Source organism: Sphingobium sp. B8D3B (assembly GCF_025961875.1).
In the GTDB taxonomy this organism is placed as follows: Bacteria; Pseudomonadota; Alphaproteobacteria; order Sphingomonadales; family Sphingomonadaceae; genus Sphingobium.
This window is the reverse complement of record NZ_JAOQON010000001.1, coordinates 581842-598360: the sequence shown is the minus strand read 5'-3', so window position 1 is coordinate 598360 and position 16519 is coordinate 581842. Positions and strand designations below refer to the sequence as shown.

14 protein-coding genes are annotated in these 16519 nt (G+C 65.5%); 1 reads left to right on the top strand and 13 read right to left on the bottom strand.

The features are described 5' to 3' along the window. Positions 1–15: 15 nt before the first annotated feature. The 4 genes from M2343_RS02750 to M2343_RS02735 form a co-directional block, all read right to left on the bottom strand. Entirely contained in the window at positions 16–1440 is a 1425-nt protein-coding gene (locus M2343_RS02750; RefSeq protein WP_264575508.1) for an ATP-binding protein, read from the bottom strand. After that, on the bottom strand, positions 1437–2519 hold the full coding sequence (locus tag M2343_RS02745) for a hypothetical protein (RefSeq protein ID WP_264575507.1): 1083 nt from the start codon (positions 2517–2519) through the stop codon (positions 1437–1439). Before M2343_RS02745 ends, M2343_RS02750 begins: the two co-directional genes overlap by 4 nt. Positions 2520–2552: 33 nt before the next feature. Continuing rightward, entirely contained in the window at positions 2553–3782 is a 1230-nt protein-coding gene (locus M2343_RS02740) for a hypothetical protein (RefSeq protein WP_264575506.1), read from the bottom strand. 130 nt (positions 3783–3912) lie between these two features. Next, a complete protein-coding gene (locus M2343_RS02735; protein WP_264570741.1) occupies positions 3913–4224 on the bottom strand; it encodes an Hpt domain-containing protein in 312 nt (103 codons plus the stop codon). Positions 4225–4492: 268 nt separating this feature from the next. On the opposite strand from M2343_RS02735, the gene M2343_RS02730 reads away from it, so the two are divergent. After that, positions 4493–6679 (top strand): hypothetical protein, encoded by a 2187-nt coding sequence (locus tag M2343_RS02730; protein WP_264575505.1) that lies wholly within the window; start codon positions 4493–4495, stop codon positions 6677–6679. Between the two features lie 50 nt (positions 6680–6729). Here the strand turns inward: M2343_RS02730 and M2343_RS02725 are convergent, their stop codons facing one another. From M2343_RS02725 to M2343_RS02685, 9 genes are all read right to left on the bottom strand, one after another. Further along, positions 6730–7014 (bottom strand): DUF1467 family protein, encoded by a 285-nt coding sequence (locus M2343_RS02725; protein ID WP_264570743.1) that lies wholly within the window; start codon positions 7012–7014, stop codon positions 6730–6732. Positions 7015–7025: 11 nt separating this feature from the next. Then, positions 7026–8672: a ribonuclease J gene (locus M2343_RS02720; protein ID WP_264575504.1), complete on the bottom strand. Its 1647-nt coding sequence runs from the start codon at positions 8670–8672 to the stop codon at positions 7026–7028. Next, a complete protein-coding gene (locus M2343_RS02715) occupies positions 8669–9457 on the bottom strand; it encodes a type III pantothenate kinase (protein ID WP_181560070.1) in 789 nt (262 codons plus the stop codon). Before M2343_RS02715 ends, M2343_RS02720 begins: the two co-directional genes overlap by 4 nt. Positions 9458–9501: 44 nt before the next feature. Then, positions 9502–10221 (bottom strand): biotin--[acetyl-CoA-carboxylase] ligase, encoded by a 720-nt coding sequence (locus tag M2343_RS02710; protein WP_264575503.1) that lies wholly within the window; start codon positions 10219–10221, stop codon positions 9502–9504. 100 nt (positions 10222–10321) lie between these two features. After that, a complete protein-coding gene (gene nuoN, locus M2343_RS02705) occupies positions 10322–11761 on the bottom strand; it encodes an NADH-quinone oxidoreductase subunit NuoN (RefSeq protein WP_264575502.1) in 1440 nt (479 codons plus the stop codon). Further along, complete coding sequence (locus M2343_RS02700) at positions 11761–13308, bottom strand: NADH-quinone oxidoreductase subunit M (RefSeq protein WP_264575501.1); 1548 nt, start codon at positions 13306–13308, stop codon at positions 11761–11763. The genes nuoN and M2343_RS02700 overlap by 1 nt, the downstream gene beginning before the upstream one ends. Continuing rightward, entirely contained in the window at positions 13305–15431 is a 2127-nt protein-coding gene (gene nuoL, locus M2343_RS02695; protein WP_264575500.1) for an NADH-quinone oxidoreductase subunit L, read from the bottom strand. The genes M2343_RS02700 and nuoL overlap by 4 nt, the downstream gene beginning before the upstream one ends. Positions 15432–15435: 4 nt before the next feature. Continuing rightward, positions 15436–15741 (bottom strand): NADH-quinone oxidoreductase subunit NuoK, encoded by a 306-nt coding sequence (gene nuoK, locus M2343_RS02690; protein ID WP_181560075.1) that lies wholly within the window; start codon positions 15739–15741, stop codon positions 15436–15438. Between the two features lie 145 nt (positions 15742–15886). Beyond that, entirely contained in the window at positions 15887–16501 is a 615-nt protein-coding gene (locus tag M2343_RS02685) for an NADH-quinone oxidoreductase subunit J (protein ID WP_264575499.1), read from the bottom strand. Positions 16502–16519 lie beyond the last annotated feature (18 nt).

The window sequence follows — 16519 nt, the reverse complement described above, 5'->3', positions numbered from 1 at the left end:
GCGCTACGCCTCAGGTTAGGCGTCCGCCCACACCGGCAGATCGAGCGTGAAACGGGCGCCCTGCCCCAGCGCGCTTTCCACCGTCAGATCGCCGTTCATGGCGCGTGCGAGACGGCGGGAGATATAGAGCCCCAGCCCGCTACCATCCCCGCCGGAGAGACCCAGCCGCTCGAACCGCTCGAAAATGCGCTGGTGATCGGCGGGGTCGATGCCGCCGCCCTGATCCGCAACGACGACGCGGGCGCGCCCGCCCTCGCTATCGACGCGGACCCAGATGGTGCTGTCGCGCGGGGTATGCCTCACCGCATTGCCGATGAGATTGACGAGAATCTGCAGCACGCGGCGATACTCACCGCAGGCCATAGCACTCTCCCCCAACGGCGGGGTCTGGATACGGATGCCGCGCTCGCCAGCGCGGACATGCAGCAGACCGGCCGCGCGGCGTGCCAGATCGGCCAGATCGACGCGCTCCTTCGCCACCCGGAAATCGGGGCGCTCGATGGCGTGAAGATCGGATAGGTCGTCAACCAGATCGAGCAGATGGCGGCTGGCCTGGGCGATGTCCGCGCCATAGCCTGCATATTCCTCGCGCAGTTCACCATGGGCCTGCGCGGCAATGCTGCCGGCATTGGCGATGATCCGCCCGATCGGCTGGCGCAGGGCGCGGTCCAGCCGGGGGGCGAAGCCGGCATCGAACATGCCATCGCCAAAGAGATCGTGGATCTCCGCCGACGGCGCCTCTGCCTCGACGCGGGGTTCCTGTGCGGGCTGGCTCTCCTGCGGCACGGCGCGGCCGCGATAGCCCATCAGCGCGCCATGCTCATCGAACAGCGGCTCGCCGGATATGCGATAGAAGACGGCATCGTCGGCCCGCAGGCGCGCATGCTGGTCCGTAAATGGCATGCGCAGCGCCAGCGCCTCGACCAGCGGCATCGGCGACACATCGTCCGCAATGATCGCATCGAGGCGGAAATAGGCCGTCAGCGGCTCGCCATCGCGAGGCGGCTCATGCCCGATGGCGGCGGCCTCGGCAGCGACCTGCCGGAAGCGCAGTTGCGTATCCACCTGCCACGGCCAGCCCGGCTCGGCGGGCGCCAGACGGCGCGCCATCAGCACGCCCAGTTCACCGGGCCATTGACGCGGAGCGCGCACCTGCCAGTCGACGATGGACATGGCATAGCCGTCCGCCTCGGGACGGATTTGCACCCACATGCTGAGATCGGCCTCGCCCTGAGCCGCCTGCACCGCGCGGGAAATCGGTATGCGCAGCCGCGCGGCGAGGCGGACGAGCGCGGCCAGCGCAGGAATGGCGAGCGGCCCATGCGGATCGCCGCCTGCATCGGCCTGCAACCGCGCAAGCGGCGCGTCGGCCGAGATGATGCGGCCGTCGCCGTCCAGCCGCGCCAGGATTGGCTCCGTGCCGGGGGGCGCGACTGTCATCGGCCGTCCAGCAGAGCCAGCTTGTCCGCCAGCGCGCGCGGGTTCATCCGGTCGAGCAGCCATTGCATGGCCTGTTCCGCGTCAAAGGCGCGGTAGCCCTCGACGAAAGCGACGAGCGCGGCATCGCCCCCTTCGGCGAGACCGGTGACCGGGCCGAGCATCTCTGCGACCTGAAAAGCGCCGGGATCGTCCACGCCCATGACCCGCAACAGGGCAAAGCGATCGCGCTCCTGCGGGCCGATCAGCGCCTCCAGCACCTCGTCCAGCGCAATGCCGCCCTCGCACTCCACGATGGCGGCGAAGAGCAGCAGCCGTGCTTCCGCCAGCGCGTGCGGGGCGATGGCGAAGCGTTGATCCGAATTAAGCGCACGCGCGCAGCGGCGGGCCTGTGCGATGGCGCCCTGCCCTTCATCATGACGGGCAATCAGCCCCTCGGCAGCGCGCGCAATGGCCGTCGTCAGCATGGGATCGGTGCCGGCGGCTTGTGTGCTACTCCCGTTCACCAGCAGGGCCGCGACGGTCCACACGAGATCGTGATAGAGCTCGGCCGGCAGGTCCGGCAGCATCGTTGCGGCGAGCAACATCGGCCCGCACCAGTTGCGCTCCGCCAGCGCGAGGCCAGCCAGTGCATCGAGATACCGACCATTATCGCTGGCCTCGCTCTCCAGCCGCGAGCGATCGCCATGGCGACCCTCGAGCCGATATTGCCGCATCAGCAGCGACACGCAGGCGCGATGACGCAGATGGCGCAGCAGGTCCGGCGAAAGCACGGCGATGTCCCGCTCGATCGCCTGCCGCGCATAGCCTGTATCGGGCATGCCGGAGGCCGAGGCCACGGGCTCACGGGCGAGTCCGGCGACCAGCGCCTGTTCGACCGCGTTCATCAGCCCGGCAAGATGGATGCGCGTTTCGGCCAGCAAGGCATCGGTCCAGCGGCCCGGCGCATCGTCGGCCAGCCGCGCGAGATCGGCACCATGGCGAACCTCCAGCGCCAGCCCACGAGCAAAGCGCGCGGCAAACACCGCGCCTTCCCGCTCGCCGCCCTGGCGTTGCTGAACCGGTTCACCCACGCCCGTCATGCCCCATCCCTAGCCAAACAGGCTTAACAGGCCCTAAAATTCGGACCTTCCCACATGGAACAGTCGCGCGGCCAGCAGACCGGCCAGAACCCAGCCGAGCAGCGCAAAGGCTATTCCCACATAACCGACGATAACGCCGGCCAGCACCATCAGCAATGCCGCCGGGACGCCGGGACGAAGCTGCACTTCCCAAAGCGCAGTGGGCGGGGTTCGTTCCGACCCGAAGGTGAAAAGAGTGAGGAACAGCAGCACGAACAGCACCGTGGTGAGCGCCAGCGGGTCCGCTCCCGCCGCGCGCAAACCGGTCATGCCCAACAGCAGCAGCGCGCCGCCCTGCACCAGCGCGAGCGGCCAACGCCGACCGGTCGCGCGCAGGGTCAGCTGGGCATAACGATTTGCCAGAGCCGCAATGCCGAGCGCGGGCAGCATGAGGAGCAGCGCCGGAAAAGCCCATCCGCTGAGCCCCACTGCCACACTGCCCGCGCACAGCAGCACGGCAAGCAGCGCGATATGTCCCGGTTCCGCCTGCCGGTGCATCAACTCGCGCAGCAACGTACGCGAGAGCGGCGCAAGCAAGGCCGCAACGCCGCCGCCATCGCGCCAACTCGCGTCGGGGGCGTAATCGCTCAGCGCATTCAGCGCCAAATCGGCGCTGGACTGATCGGTGAGGAAGGCCAACCGCCCCTGCAGCACCGGCTCGGGCGGCAGCATGATCCGCTCCACGCCATCCTGAACGGCGCGACGGAGCAAGGTGAGCACCAGATCCCACTCGCCCAGCATATCCAGCGTTGCGAGCAGCCGGGCCCCGGAAACACAGAACGCCCCGCCCCACATGCTGCTGGCATCCAGCCGCTCGAAGCTGGCCGTGCTCGCGCCAGAGGGCAGCACCAGCACCGCCTCGCCCCCGCTGATCGTCAGGGCGTCGAGCGCTTCTGAGGGGATCACCGCCCCTTCCGCCATCAGCAGAACAAGGTCTTCCGGCGCAATCGTGCGGGCCAGTTCCGGCATGTCGCGCACGACGCTTACCGGGCAATCGGTCTCCCGCGCGATATGATCGGCCATGCGGGTGAGGCCGGGCAAGTCCGCCTCGGCCGCCACCGCATCGGCATGGATGATGAGCTTTTCCGCGCCCGCGCCCAGCGCCAGCCGCGCCTGATATTCGATGAGGCTCTGGCCGCCAAAATCCAGCAGCGCCGATGACACGGGCGACTGCAGACCGTCCCGTGCGGCATTGCGCGCACTGAGCAGAGCGACCAGCACCATGGATGCTACCTAGAGACCGACATTCGACACAGACAATCTGTCTGGCAATGCGGTGGCCTGATTGCAAGGCCCCCGTTTCGACACATGGGGCTGCCTGGAGAGTAATCAGCCGACACATACGGTCGGGCTGTCAGTCTTCGTTTTCCGCCCCGACCGTCGCGAGCGCCTGGGTGATGCGCCGCAGGATGACCGGATCGCCCGGCGCGCCCACCAGCGCTTCATCGGCGAGGTTCATCAGGCGGTTGACGCCAAAGCTGGCGCAGAGCCCCTTGAGTCGTAGCGCCGCCATCGTCCAGTTCGCATCGCAGCGGGAACGGGCGAGAAGATCAACCTGCCGGCCTGCGCTCTCGAGGAATGCGCGACGCAAATCCGCGATGAGCGCACGGTCGGAACCGACTGCCGCAGCAAGGGCTGCTTCGAGCGTGCCAGGATCATATGCCATGGCAATCTGATAACCTTCGAAAGGTGAACAGAGTGTAAAACCGGGTTCCCCCTCAGAGGGAACATGTTAAGGAAATGCCATGTCCGACGCCCGAAAAGTCGAAAATCCGTCCCAAAACGGTACGGATGGGCGGGATATCGACCAGATTAGCGGCATCAATAAGGGGCCAGAACACGTGAAACAGGACGGCGTCTCGCGCCGCAACGAGTCGGATGCAGGCTGGGACTCGCCCGCCTTTCCCGATCGTTCTTCTGGGGGAGATCAAGGCATGGCCACATCCTTCGCAAGCGGCGCCGAAGAGCGCGAACCGCTCAGCCCCGCGCGGAAAGCCGCATTGTGGGGTTTGGGGGTCATTGCCGTCGGCTGGGTCGCGCTTGTGGTCGCCAGTGGGACCGATCCGGACATCGGCGCGCGCTCCGCATGGCTGATCAACCTGATCGCAGTCGCGACGGCACCCTTGTTGATCCTTGGCGGCCTCGCCGTGATCCTGATGCGACGCCCGGCTGCGGCGGCCGCCTCGATCAGCGCCGACGACGCCGCGCAAATCACCAGTGAAGCGCGCCAGGCCCTGACCATGCTCACTGACGTGAACGGCCAGCTTGCCGGCCAGACCCGCGAAACCGCCCGGGCAGCCGAGGCGGCGAGCGAGTCCCTGCGCCGATCCATGACGGACATCGCCGCGCAGACCGACCTGCTCGGCCAGAACAGCACGACCTCGCTGTCGCGCGTGACTGCCGTCGGCGACCGCCTCGCCGCGATGGTCGATACGCTGCCCAAGCTGGAGGACCGGCTAGCGACGCTGGGCGAAACGCTCGCACGGGTCGGTGGCGATCTGGGCCAGCGCCACGACGCGCTTGATCATCAGTTGCAAGCGACAGCTTTGGTGGCGGAGGAAGTCCGCCTGCAGCTCACCGATGCCGGCAAGGCGCTCTCGGCGCAGATCTCCGGGCTGCGTGACGGCGCGCATGACGCGGGAGAAGAGCTGACCAACCTCTCCGAACTCTCCTCCGCCCGTCTCGACCTCACCATCGACCGCGTGAAATCCGTGCTCGATGCGACGGAGCAGCGCCTTGATGCGCAGAATGCCGCGCTGGCCGCCCTCGTCGAACAGAGCGCCGCAGCGATCGATCGCGCATCGAGCGGCGGTCTGGATCGCTTCGCGTCCACCTGCCGCGAGATGGAAGCCCTGCTCGACGGTCTCGATGCCCGATTGGAAGGGCAGACCGGCAGGAGCGCGCAATGGCTGACCCAGACGAGCGAGCAGGCGACCGCGCTTGCCCATTCGTTCGATGCGCTGGAGCAGGCCTCTCTCGCCCGCACCCAGCAGCTTTCCGGCACGCTCAGCCGGCTGTCAGGGGAAACCCAGGCCCTGATCGAGACTCTGGGGCGCGGCGATGGCCATGCCGGTCAGCTTATCCAGCGCACTGAAGCGTTGCTGCTCGCCCTCGACAGCAGCGTGCGCGAGCTGGACGAGAGCCTGCCTGCCGCGATCGGCCGGGTTGAAAGCCAGCTTGGCACGATGCACGAACGCATCCGCACGGCAGGGCCTGCGCTTGAAGCCGTGGAAGCGGTGGCAACCGGCGTCGTCAGCCAGTTGCGCGAGTCCGACAAGGCGACCAACACCCAGCTCAGCGTGCTCACTGAGGCTTTGTGCAAGTCTCAGGATGCCCTTACCGCGCAGCGCCAGCAGATCGCCGCGCTGGCCGATGCGGTCGAGCAGGCAGGCCGGGGCATGGAGGTGCTTGGCGAGACGGTCGGCCCGCGCCTGGCGGAAGCGCTGGGCGAAGTCCGCAATGCCGCCGACGCTGCTGCCTCACGCGCGCGCGACGCGATGGACAGCGTGATCCCGGCAGCCGCGCAGGGTCTCGCCGAGGCCAGCGACAAGGCCATCCGGCAGGTGGTCGAGGCCACCGTCTCGACCGAACTGGCTCGGCTGGCTCAGGCGGCCGACGAGGCTGCGCAGACCGCCCAGAAGGCAACGCACAAGCTGAGCGGCGACATGCTGACCCTTGCCGAAGCCGGCAAGACGCTCGACCTCGCCATCAGCGCACATCGCGAGAAGCTGGAGACGCAGGACCGCGACCTGATCTCCGAACGATCGGCCATGCTCATCGGCGCATTGGGCGAGCATGCCATCGATGTCGGCAAATGGTTCGAGAAGGATGTCTCGGACAGCGACTGGAACGCCTATCTCAAGGGCGACCAGGGCCTGTTCGCACGGCGCGCGACCAAGCTGGTCAACAATGCAGAGGCGAAGCAGATCCACGCCCTCTATCAGGAGGATGCCACCTTCCGCGAGCATGTGAACCGCTACATCCGCGACTTCGAAATGCTGCTGCGCACGGTGATGGCCGCCAAGGATGGCAGCACCCTGGCGCTGACAATGATCTCGTCGGATATCGGCAAGCTCTACGTCGCGCTTGCACAGGGCATCGACCGGCTTCGGCCAAATTGAGGCCGAACTGAGCGGGGCGCGCGGCTGAAACCGCGCGCCCGCCTCCCCGCTTATTGCCGGAGGCTCTCCGGCGCGTTCAGAAACCCGTCGAAGCTGCGGATGGTCACCCAGCCATATTCCCAGTTCGCGTAGAACAAAGCGAAGAACAGGGCGGAAAGCACCGTCGTGCGCAGGATCATGCGGAAAAAGCGAAACTCGTGGGGCGCGCTGTCCGCCTGCCCCGGCACCTTCTCCTTCCCAAGCTCGTCGCTGGTGCGCACGCCGAACGGCAACACCAGAAACAGACTGAGAAACCAGATCAGAAAATAGATCGCCAGCGCGGAGCCGATTTGCATCCTCGCCTCCCTCAGCCGGCCTGCACGATCGTCACGTCGACGATCGGCTTCTTGCCAGTCCACTCGAACGCCACGCGCCGCGCGCCGATGCGCACTGCTTCCCGCACGGATTCGACGTCGCCACTCGCCTTGCCCTTGGCAACCACTGCGCCCACAGCCTTGGCCGCATCGGCCAGGAACTGCTCGCGATCATCCTCCACCGGCACACCCTTTGTGCGGATATCCGGCGCGCCGAGCATCTTGCCCTTCGCGGAAATCGCCAGGCCCACGCTCATATGGCCGTGGATCATGATCTTGCGACGCTCGTTCATGGTGTTGCCATCGGCCGGCAGGATCACGTCGCCATCCAGCACGAGGCGCCCGGCGCGCGTCTCGCCGATCTTGTGCGGCCCATCGGGCGCGAGGCGGATGATGTCGCCATTGGTCTGCACGATGCCGCGCTCGATGCCCTGCTCGGCGGCAAAGCGCGCCTGTTCGGCCATATGGCGCAGTTCGCCGTGCACCGGCACGATCATCTCGGGCCGGATCCAGCCATACATTGCCGCAAGCTCGGGCCGCCCGGGGTGGCCGGAGACGTGGATATGCGCATCGTTCTCGGTGATCATCACTACATTCTTGGCCGCCAGCGCATTCTGAATGCGCCCGATGGCCAGCTCGTTGCCGGGAATCTTGCGCGACGAGAAGATCACCGTGTCGCCGGTATCCAGCTTGATCGGGTGTTGATCGGTCGCGATGCGGGCGAGCGCGGCGCGGGATTCGCCCTGGCCGCCGGTGGCGATGATCATCGCCTCGCGCGGCGGCACTGCCATGATCGCGTCGAAGTCCAGCATCGGCGGGAGATTCTGCAGATAGCCGCAGCTCTTGGCGATGGTGATGATGCGATCGAGCGAGCGCCCCGCCACGCAGAGCTTGCGGCCGGTGAGCCGCGCTACATTGGCCAGCGTTTGTAGGCGTGCGGCATTGCTGGCGAAGGTGGTCACCACCACCCTGCCCTTGGCGCCGGCAATCGTGCTCAGCAGATCGGCCTGCACAGAGCCTTCCGAGCCGCTGGCCTCGGGATTGAAGACATTGGTGCTGTCGCACACGAGCGCCAATACGCCCTCGTCACCGACGGCTTTGAGTTCTTCCGCTGTGGAGGGCACGCCGATCTGGGGCTCATCGTCGAGCTTCCAGTCGCCGGTATGGAAGATGCGGCCAAAGGGCGTCTCGATCAGCAGCGCATTGCCCTCCGGGATGGAGTGCGCCAGCGGCAGATAGCGCATCCGGAAATCGCCCAGCGTGAAGCTCTCGTCCTCCTGGATGACATGCAGCGTCACGCTGTCCGTCAGACCTTCCTCAGCAAGCTTGCCCCGCACCAGACCTGCGGTGAACGGCGTTGCATAGATCGGCACGTCGAGATCGGCCGCAAGATAGGGCACCGCGCCGATGTGATCCTCATGCCCATGAGTGAGCACGATGCCGAGCAGATCCTTCTGCCGCTCCTCGATGAACGCGGTGTCCGGCATGATGAGATCGATGCCGGGGAAGGACGGATCGGAGAAGGTCACCCCCAGATCCACCATCAACCATTTGCCACGACAGCCATAGAGATTGAGATTCATGCCGATTTCGCCTGACCCACCAAGGGCCAGGAAGAGAAGTTCATCGCCTGGCGTCATGCACTTTTTCCGCTGCGTTCATAAAGGAGTGCCAGGCCGGTCAATGTGAGATCCGGCACGATGGCATCGAAGAGATCGGTCTTCTGGTCGAACAAAATGGCGAGGCCGCCGGTGGCAAGGACAGTCGCCGGACGGCCGATCTCCTTGCGCATCCGCATGACCAGCCCCTCCATCATTGCCACATATCCCCAGAAAACACCAATCAGCATCTGGTCTTCCGTGGTGCGGCCGATCACGGAATCATTGTTGCGCGGGGATTCGATGGCGATGCGGGGCAATTTCGCGGCATTGTTCACCAGCGCATCGAGCGACAGGTTGATGCCCGGCGCAATGATCCCGCCCTTATAGGCGCCGGTATAATCGATATAGTCGAAGGTCGTCGCGGTGCCGAAATCGATGACGATCAGATCGCCTTCATAAGCGTCATGGGCGGCGATGGCATTGAGCGCGCGATCCGCGCCGAGCGTCTGCGGCATCGGCACGTCCACATTGATGTGCCACTCCACCGGCGGCTTGCCGGCAATCAGCGGCTCGACGCCGAAATATTTGCGGGCGAGCGTATCGAGATTGTGCATCGCGCGCGGCACGACGGTAGAGACGATCACCGCCGTCACATCCTTCATGCCCAGCCCTTCGAGCTGGAGCAGCTGGTTGATCCACACGGCATATTCATCGCCGGTGCGGCGCGGATCGGTGGCGATCCGCCAGCGCGCGCGGATCGTGCGATCCGGCGCGATCAGCGCGAAGACGACATTGGTATTTCCGGCATCGATGGCTAGCAACATGGGCTGATCCTCTCAGGCGGCGTTGCGCGTTTCCAGCGCCGAATTCAAGGCAATATGCCGACATCGCCGCTGTGCACGACCGCCTGTGTCCCGTTTTCACAGGCCAGCATCAGCGCACCATCGTCGCGCAGGCCAGCAAAGCGCCCGTGAACGGGGGCGCTCCCCGCGCCCGTCACCACCAGCGGCGTGCCGATGGGATGCGCCCGCGCAAGCCAGGCCGGGACGAGCGCGCTCATCCCCTCGGCGCGCCAGCGTGGCAGCCAGCGGTCGACCGCAAGAACCAGCGCGTCGAGAACCGCCTCGGCAGTGAGGCCGGCCCCGCCCGGCAGTGAATTCAGCGCCACAGTCGGGCGGTCGGCGAGCGGGGGCGCGGTGGCGATGTTGACCCCCACCCCCGCGATGATCCCCTGCCCCTCCCGCTCCAGCAACATGCCCGCAAGCTTGGCGCCATCCGCCAGCACATCATTGGGCCATTTCAGCAGGATCGGCGCATTCTCTGCGAGGCTTGAAAGCGCGTCATGGACCGCGATCCCCATCATCAGGCTGATGCCGGTGACAGGCGGATCACCCGGCTGCAGCGCGATCAGGGTCGACGCGTAAAGATTGCCCGTCGGGCTCTGCCACGCGCGCCCGAGCCGCCCCCGCCCCGCCGTCTGGCGCTCGGCGCGCAACCAGTGCCCATCCGGCCAGCTGTCGGCCTGCGCGCGCAGATCGGCATTGGTGGAGCCGGTTTCCGACACGACATGGATGCGCGCGTGCGCCATCTAGCCACGCCCCTTTGACGCCATGCGGTGATCGAGGGTCATCGACGCGCCCATTGGGCACCGCCGCGTCGCCCCGCTCGGGAGGCGACGCGCGGCGGTCTCAGAACAGCGAAGCTGCAGCAGCCGCGCTCGCCCGGTCGAGCCAGGGGTTGAGCAGATAGCCCACCACGATGATCGCTGCGCAGGCGGTCATAAGCCCGTATTCCAGCGGGCTGCGGGCAGTGCCATAAGGCTCGGCCGGCTGGTCGAAGTACATCGTCTTGACCACCTTGAGATAATAGAAGGCACCAATCACCGAGGCGGCAATACCGATGGCGGCCAGCGGCGTGAGGCCCGCACCCACGGCGGCATCGAACACCAGGAACTTGGCCCAGAAGCCGAACAGCGGCGGAATACCCGCCAGGCTGAACATGAAGATCGCCAGCGCAGCCGCCAGACCCGGCCGCGAGCGCGACAGGCCTGCAAGGCTCGCGATCGTCTCGACCGGATTGCCGTCCTCATCCCGCATCTGCAGCACGCAGACGAAGCTGCCGACCGTCATGATGATGTAGATGAACAGATAGCTCATCACCGCTGCAACGCCTTCGGCCGTGCCGGCCGCCAGGCCGATCAGCGCGAAACCGATGTTGTTGATCGAGGAATAAGCCAACAGCCGCTTGATGTTGGGCTGGTTGATCGCCGCAACGGCGCCCAGCACGATGGACGCCAAGGCCATGAAGATGATGATCTGCTGCCAGGCGACGCCGCTCGGCCCCATCGCGCTGATCGCGACGCGCACCGTCAGCGCGAGCGCGGCGACCTTGGGTGCGCTGGCGAAGAAGGCGGTAACCGGCGTCGGCGCACCTTCATACACGTCGGGCGTCCACATGTGGAACGGCACGGCACTGATCTTGAAGGCAAGGCCAGCCAGCACGAACACCATGCCGAACATCTCGCCGGTGCTCAGGCCATCGGCCATCGCTGCAGCGACACCAGTGAAGCTGGTCGTGCCGGAGAAGCCATAAAGCAGCGACATGCCATAAAGAAGGATGCCGCTCGCGAGGCCGCCGAGCACGAAATATTTGAGGCCCGCTTCTGCCGAGCGCGAATCCTTGCGGGCAAAGCTCGCCAGCACATAGGCGGCCAGGCTCTGCAACTCGAGGCCGATATAGAGTGTCAGCAGATCGGCCGCCGACACCATCATCGACATGCCGATGGACGAGAAGAGGATCAGCACCGGATATTCGGCGCGCAGCCCGCCGTCGCCATCGAAGAAGCGCGGTGCCACGACGATGCAGGCCGCAGCCGCGAAGAAGATCAGTGCCTTGGCGAAGCTCGCAAAGGCATCGGCGCGGTAGAGACCCTCGAAGATCAGGCCGCCGGCATTCACCGCCGGCGTGGCGAGCAGCAGCCCGGCCAGGGCCAGCGCCAGCACCGAGAGCCAGCTCACCGTGCGACCGGCGCTATCGCCTGCAAAGGCACTGACCATCAGCAGGACCAGGCCCGAGATCGTCAGCGTGATTTCCGGCAGGACCGAAGCAAATACGCCCAGGCTATCCATCAGTGCGCCCCCTCGGCGTGTTCTTCGTGATGTGTTGTTGCGGCCTTGCCCGTGCCCTTGGTGAGATGGGCGTCACCGGCGGGCTTCACTGCCTCGGTGCGGGCCACGATGCTGGCGACATTGCCGCGCATCGGCGCCAGGAAGCTCTCGGGATAGACGCCCATCCACAGCACCGCAGCGGCAATCGGCACCAGCAGCGCCATTTCACGCGCCGAGAGGTCCGGCATGGCGCGGACGTCGTCCTTGACCAGATCGCCGAACACGACGCGCCGGTAGAGCCACAGCATGTAGGCGGCGCCCAGGATGATGCCGGTGGTGCAGACCAGTGCGACCCAGCTCGATGCCTGATAGATGCCCATCAGCGACAAGAGTTCGCCGACGAAGTTGCTCGTGCCCGGCAGGCCAACGGAGGCCATGGTGAAGAGCATGAACAGCAGCGCATATTTCGGCATGTTGACGGCAAGGCCGCCATAGCGACTGATCTCGCGGGTGTGCAGGCGATCATAGATGATGCCCACGCACAGGAAGAGCGCGCCGGAAACCAGGCCGTGGCCCAGCATCACCATCATGGCGCCCTCGACGCCCTGCTGGTTGAAGGCGAACAGGCCGACCGTCACGATCGCCATGTGCGCGACCGAGGAATAAGCGATCAGCTTCTTCATGTCGCTCTGCACCAGCGCGACGAGACTGGTGTAGACCACCGCGACCATCGAGAGGCCCCAGACCAGCCAGGCCAGTTCGGCCGAGGCGACCGGGAACATCGGCAGCGAGAAGCGGATGAAGCCATAGCCGCCCATCTTCAGCAGCACGCCGGCGAGGATGACCGACCCTGCCGTCGGCGCCTGCACGTGCGCATCCGGCAGCCAGGTGTGGACCGGCCACATCGGCATCTTCACCGCGAAGCTGGCAAAGAAGGCGAGGAACAGCCAGGTCTGCGCGTGCGGCGGGAAGTCATAGGCCATCAGCTCCGGAATGGCGGTGGAGCCGGCCGTGCGGACCATCCACAGCATCGCAATGAGCATCAGCACCGAGCCGAGCAGCGTATAGAGGAAGAATTTGTAGCTGGCGTAGATCCGGTCCGCGCCGCCCCAGATGCCGATGATGAGATACATCGGGATGAGGCCGGCCTCGAAGAAGATGTAGAAGAGGAAGATGTCCTGCGCCGCGAAGACGCCGATCATCAGCGTCTCCATGAACAGGAACGCCGCCATATATTCGCCGACGCGGTCCTTCACGGATTCCCAGCTCGCGCCGATGCAGATCGGCATCAGGAACACCGTGAGCGCGATCAGCATCAGCGCGATGCCGTCTATGCCCAGCGCCCAGGCGAACCGCCCGAAGATCGGCGCATATTCGGTGAACTGCCACTCCGCCGCACCGGGCGTCATGTCGAAGCTCAGCCAGAGAATAGCGCCCAGCACCAGGTCGATCAGGGTCGCGGCGAGCGCGATCCAGCGCGCCGACTGCGCCGAGACGAACAGGCAGGCGATGGCGCCGATCATCGGAACGGCGAGCATCAGCGAAAGGATGGGGAAGCTCTGGCTCATTTCGGCATGATCGCCCAGGTGACTGCCGCGGCGAGGCCAATCAGCATCACCAGCGCATAGGAATAGAGATAGCCCGACTGCATGGCCCGCGTGACCCGGCTGCCGGCGACGACGACCGCCGCCGCGCCATTGGGACCGAACCGATCGATGACCCCCTGGTCGCCGCCCTTCCAGAAGACGCGGCCAAGCCACATGGCCGGGCGAACGAAGATGAGATCGTACAACTCATCGAAATACCACTTATGCAGCAGGAAATCGTAGAGCATGTAGAACTGCGCCGTAAACTTGGCCGGCCAGTCGGTGTGGCGGATATAGGCCAGCCAGGCGATGACGAGGCCGGTGAGCATGACGACGGCCGGCGTCGCCTTCACCCAGAACGGCACTTCATGCGCGGCATGGACGAGATGCTCGTTGAAATAGAGCGTGCTGGCCGCCCAGAAGCGGGCGCCCTCTTCGACCCCGAAGAAGCTGTAGTAGAACACATAGCCACCCAGCACCGCACCAAGGCTCAGCACGATCAGCGGGATGAGCATGACCAGCGGGCTCTCATGGGGGTGATAGCCTGCCGTGCCGGTCGCCTGCGCATCGACGCCATGGCCGTGCGGATCATGACCCGCATCTTCCTGCGCGGGCGGATTATCCGCGCCATGCTCGGCATGGCCATGTGCTTCGGCGTGGGCATGGTCGTCATGACCGTGGCCGTGGGCATCATGCCCATGGGCATCATGCACAGCGTGCTGAATGTGCTCGCTGCCTGCCCAGCGGGGCTTGCCCCAGAAGGTCAGGAACATCAGGCGCCAGCTGTAGAAGCTGGTGAGCAGCGCCGCGAAGGCGCCGACGAAGAACGCGCCCGTGCCATGACCGCCCGCCGCGAAGGCGCTCTCCAGGATGGCATCCTTGGAGAAGAAGCCGGCAAAGCCGAAATAGGTGCCGGGAATGCCGACGCCGGTGATGGCCAGCGTGCCAAGCAACATTGTCCAGAAGGTGATCGGGATCGATTTCCGCAGGCCGCCATAATAGCGCATGTCCTGCTCATGATGCATGGCATGGATCACCGAGCCGGCACCAAGGAACAGCAGCGCCTTGAAGAAGGCGTGCGTCAGCAGGTGGAACATGGCGGCGCCATAAGCGCCGACGCCGGCAGCGAAGAACATGTAGCCGAGCTGCGAGCAGGTCGAATAGGCGATCACGCGCTTGATGTCGGTCTGCACCGTGCCGATGGTGGCGGCGAAGATGCAGGTTGCCGCGCCAACGATGGTAACCACCGCCATGGCCGTCGCGCTCGTCTCGAACAGCGGCGAGAGGCGGCAGACCATGAACACACCGGCCGTGACCATGGTCGCGGCGTGGATGAGCGCGGAGACCGGCGTCGGGCCTTCCATCGCGTCCGGCAACCAGGTGTGGAGGCCGAGCTGCGCGGACTTGCCCATCGCGCCGATGAACAGCAGCAGACATAGGACGGTCATGGTATCGAAGCGATGGCCGAGGAAACCGATGGTCGAGCCGGCCATGGTCGGGGCCGCCGCCAGGATCGCCGGAATGTCAATCGTGCCGAACACCAGATAGATGCCGAAGATGCCAAGCATGAAGCCCAAGTCGCCGACGCGGTTGACGACGAACGCCTTGATGGCCGCAGCGCCCGCCGAGGGCTTCTTGTACCAGAAACCGATCAGCAGATAGGAGGCCAGGCCCACGCCTTCCCAGCCGAAGAACATCTGCAGCAGGTTATTGGCAGTCACCAGCATCAGCATCGCGAAGGTGAACAGCGAGAGATAGGCGAAGAAGCGCGGCTGATCCGGGTCCTCGTCCATATAGCCCCAGCTATACAGGTGAACGAGCGCGGAGACGCTGGTGATGACCACGAGCATCGTCGCCGTGAGCGAATCCACCCGCAGCGCCCAGCTGACGTCCAGCGTGCCGGAGCGCATCCAGGTGAACAGCTCGACAATCTGCGGCTGCGCATTGCCGGTGAGGTAGGAGATGAAGATCGGCCAGGACAGCGCGCAGGAGAGGAACAGCGCGCCCGTCGTGATGATCTTGGACGGCACATTGCCGATGGCGCGCTGGCCCAGCCCCGCGATGATCGCGGCCAGCAGCGGACCGAAGACGATGATTGAGATCACGCGATCAGCCCTTCATCTGGTTGACATCGTCGACGGCAATGGTGCCGCGCTGACGGAAATAGATGACGAGGATCGCCAGACCGATCGCCGCTTCACCGGCGGCCACCGTCAGAACGAACATGGCGAAGACCTGCCCGACCAGATCGCCCAGATAGGCGCTGAACGCGACGAGATTGATGTTCACCGCCAGCAGGATCAGCTCGATCGCCATCAGGATGACGATGATGTTCTTGCGGTTGATGAAGATGCCGAGCACGCCGAGCACGAACAGGATCGCGCTGACGACGACATAATGACCCAGGCCGATCATGCGGAAAGACCTCCCTTTCCGTTCGCTTCGAGCCCTTCGACTGCCTGCTCAGGCAGGCGCTCAGGACAGGCCAAGGCCGAGAAGCGGGGTGCGCGACGTGTCTCGACGACGCTCGACACGAACGGAGCGTTGATGCGGAAGAGGCTCACAGCTCTACCCCCTTGCCCACCGGCTGATCGATGTTGCGCACGGCATCCTCGGGCCGGCGGCGGACCTGCTTGCCAATGTCCTGCGAGCGCACGCCGCCCCGGGCGCGATGCGTCAGCACGATGGCGCCGATCATCGCGACGAGCAGGATGAGCCCGGCCGCCTCGAACAGAAAGATGTAGCGCGAGTAAAGCAGCGCGCCGATCGCCTGGATGTTCGGCATGTCCGTCGGTGTTGGCGCAGACCGCTGCGCGAGCGTGACCTCACCAGCCTGCCAGATGGCGATGCCGAGCACCAGCTCGACCAGCAGGATCAGCGCGATCGCGCCGCCCAGCGGGAAATAACTGACGAATCCCGCTCGCAACTCCGCGAAATCGATGTCGAGCATCATCACCACGAAGAGGAAGAGCACGGCGACCGCACCCACATAGACGATGACGAGCAGCATCGCGACGAACTCGGCGCCGAGCAGCACCATGAGTCCCGCCGCGTTGAAGAACGCCAGGATGAGCCAGAGCACGCTGTGCACCGGATTGCGCGCGAGAATGACCATCGTGGCGGATGCCACGACGATGCTCGCGAACAGGTAGAAGGCGAAAACTTGAACGGTCAAAACGTCCCCCTCTGGTCC

Excerpts from the sequence above, each read along its gene's own strand:
- M2343_RS02730 (WP_264575505.1), top strand. The coding sequence starts at position 4,493 with ATGGCCACATCCTTCGCAAGCGGCGCCGAAGAGCGCGAACCGCTCAGC.
- M2343_RS02715 (WP_181560070.1), bottom strand. The coding sequence starts at position 9,457 with ATGTTGCTAGCCATCGATGCCGGAAATACCAATGTCGTCTTCGCGCTG.
- nuoK (WP_181560075.1), bottom strand. The coding sequence starts at position 15,741 with ATGATCGGCCTGGGTCATTATGTCGTCGTCAGCGCGATCCTGTTCGTG.
- M2343_RS02735 (WP_264570741.1), bottom strand. The coding sequence starts at position 4,224 with ATGGCATATGATCCTGGCACGCTCGAAGCAGCCCTTGCTGCGGCAGTC.
- M2343_RS02720 (WP_264575504.1), bottom strand. The coding sequence starts at position 8,672 with ATGACGCCAGGCGATGAACTTCTCTTCCTGGCCCTTGGTGGGTCAGGC.
- M2343_RS02745 (WP_264575507.1), bottom strand. The coding sequence starts at position 2,519 with ATGACGGGCGTGGGTGAACCGGTTCAGCAACGCCAGGGCGGCGAGCGG.
- M2343_RS02710 (WP_264575503.1), bottom strand. The coding sequence starts at position 10,221 with ATGGCGCACGCGCGCATCCATGTCGTGTCGGAAACCGGCTCCACCAAT.
- M2343_RS02700 (WP_264575501.1), bottom strand. The coding sequence starts at position 13,308 with ATGAGCCAGAGCTTCCCCATCCTTTCGCTGATGCTCGCCGTTCCGATG.
- M2343_RS02740 (WP_264575506.1), bottom strand. The coding sequence starts at position 3,782 with ATGGTGCTGGTCGCTCTGCTCAGTGCGCGCAATGCCGCACGGGACGGT.
- nuoN (WP_264575502.1), bottom strand. The coding sequence starts at position 11,761 with ATGGATAGCCTGGGCGTATTTGCTTCGGTCCTGCCGGAAATCACGCTG.
- M2343_RS02750 (WP_264575508.1), bottom strand. The coding sequence starts at position 1,440 with ATGACAGTCGCGCCCCCCGGCACGGAGCCAATCCTGGCGCGGCTGGAC.
- M2343_RS02725 (WP_264570743.1), bottom strand. The coding sequence starts at position 7,014 with ATGCAAATCGGCTCCGCGCTGGCGATCTATTTTCTGATCTGGTTTCTC.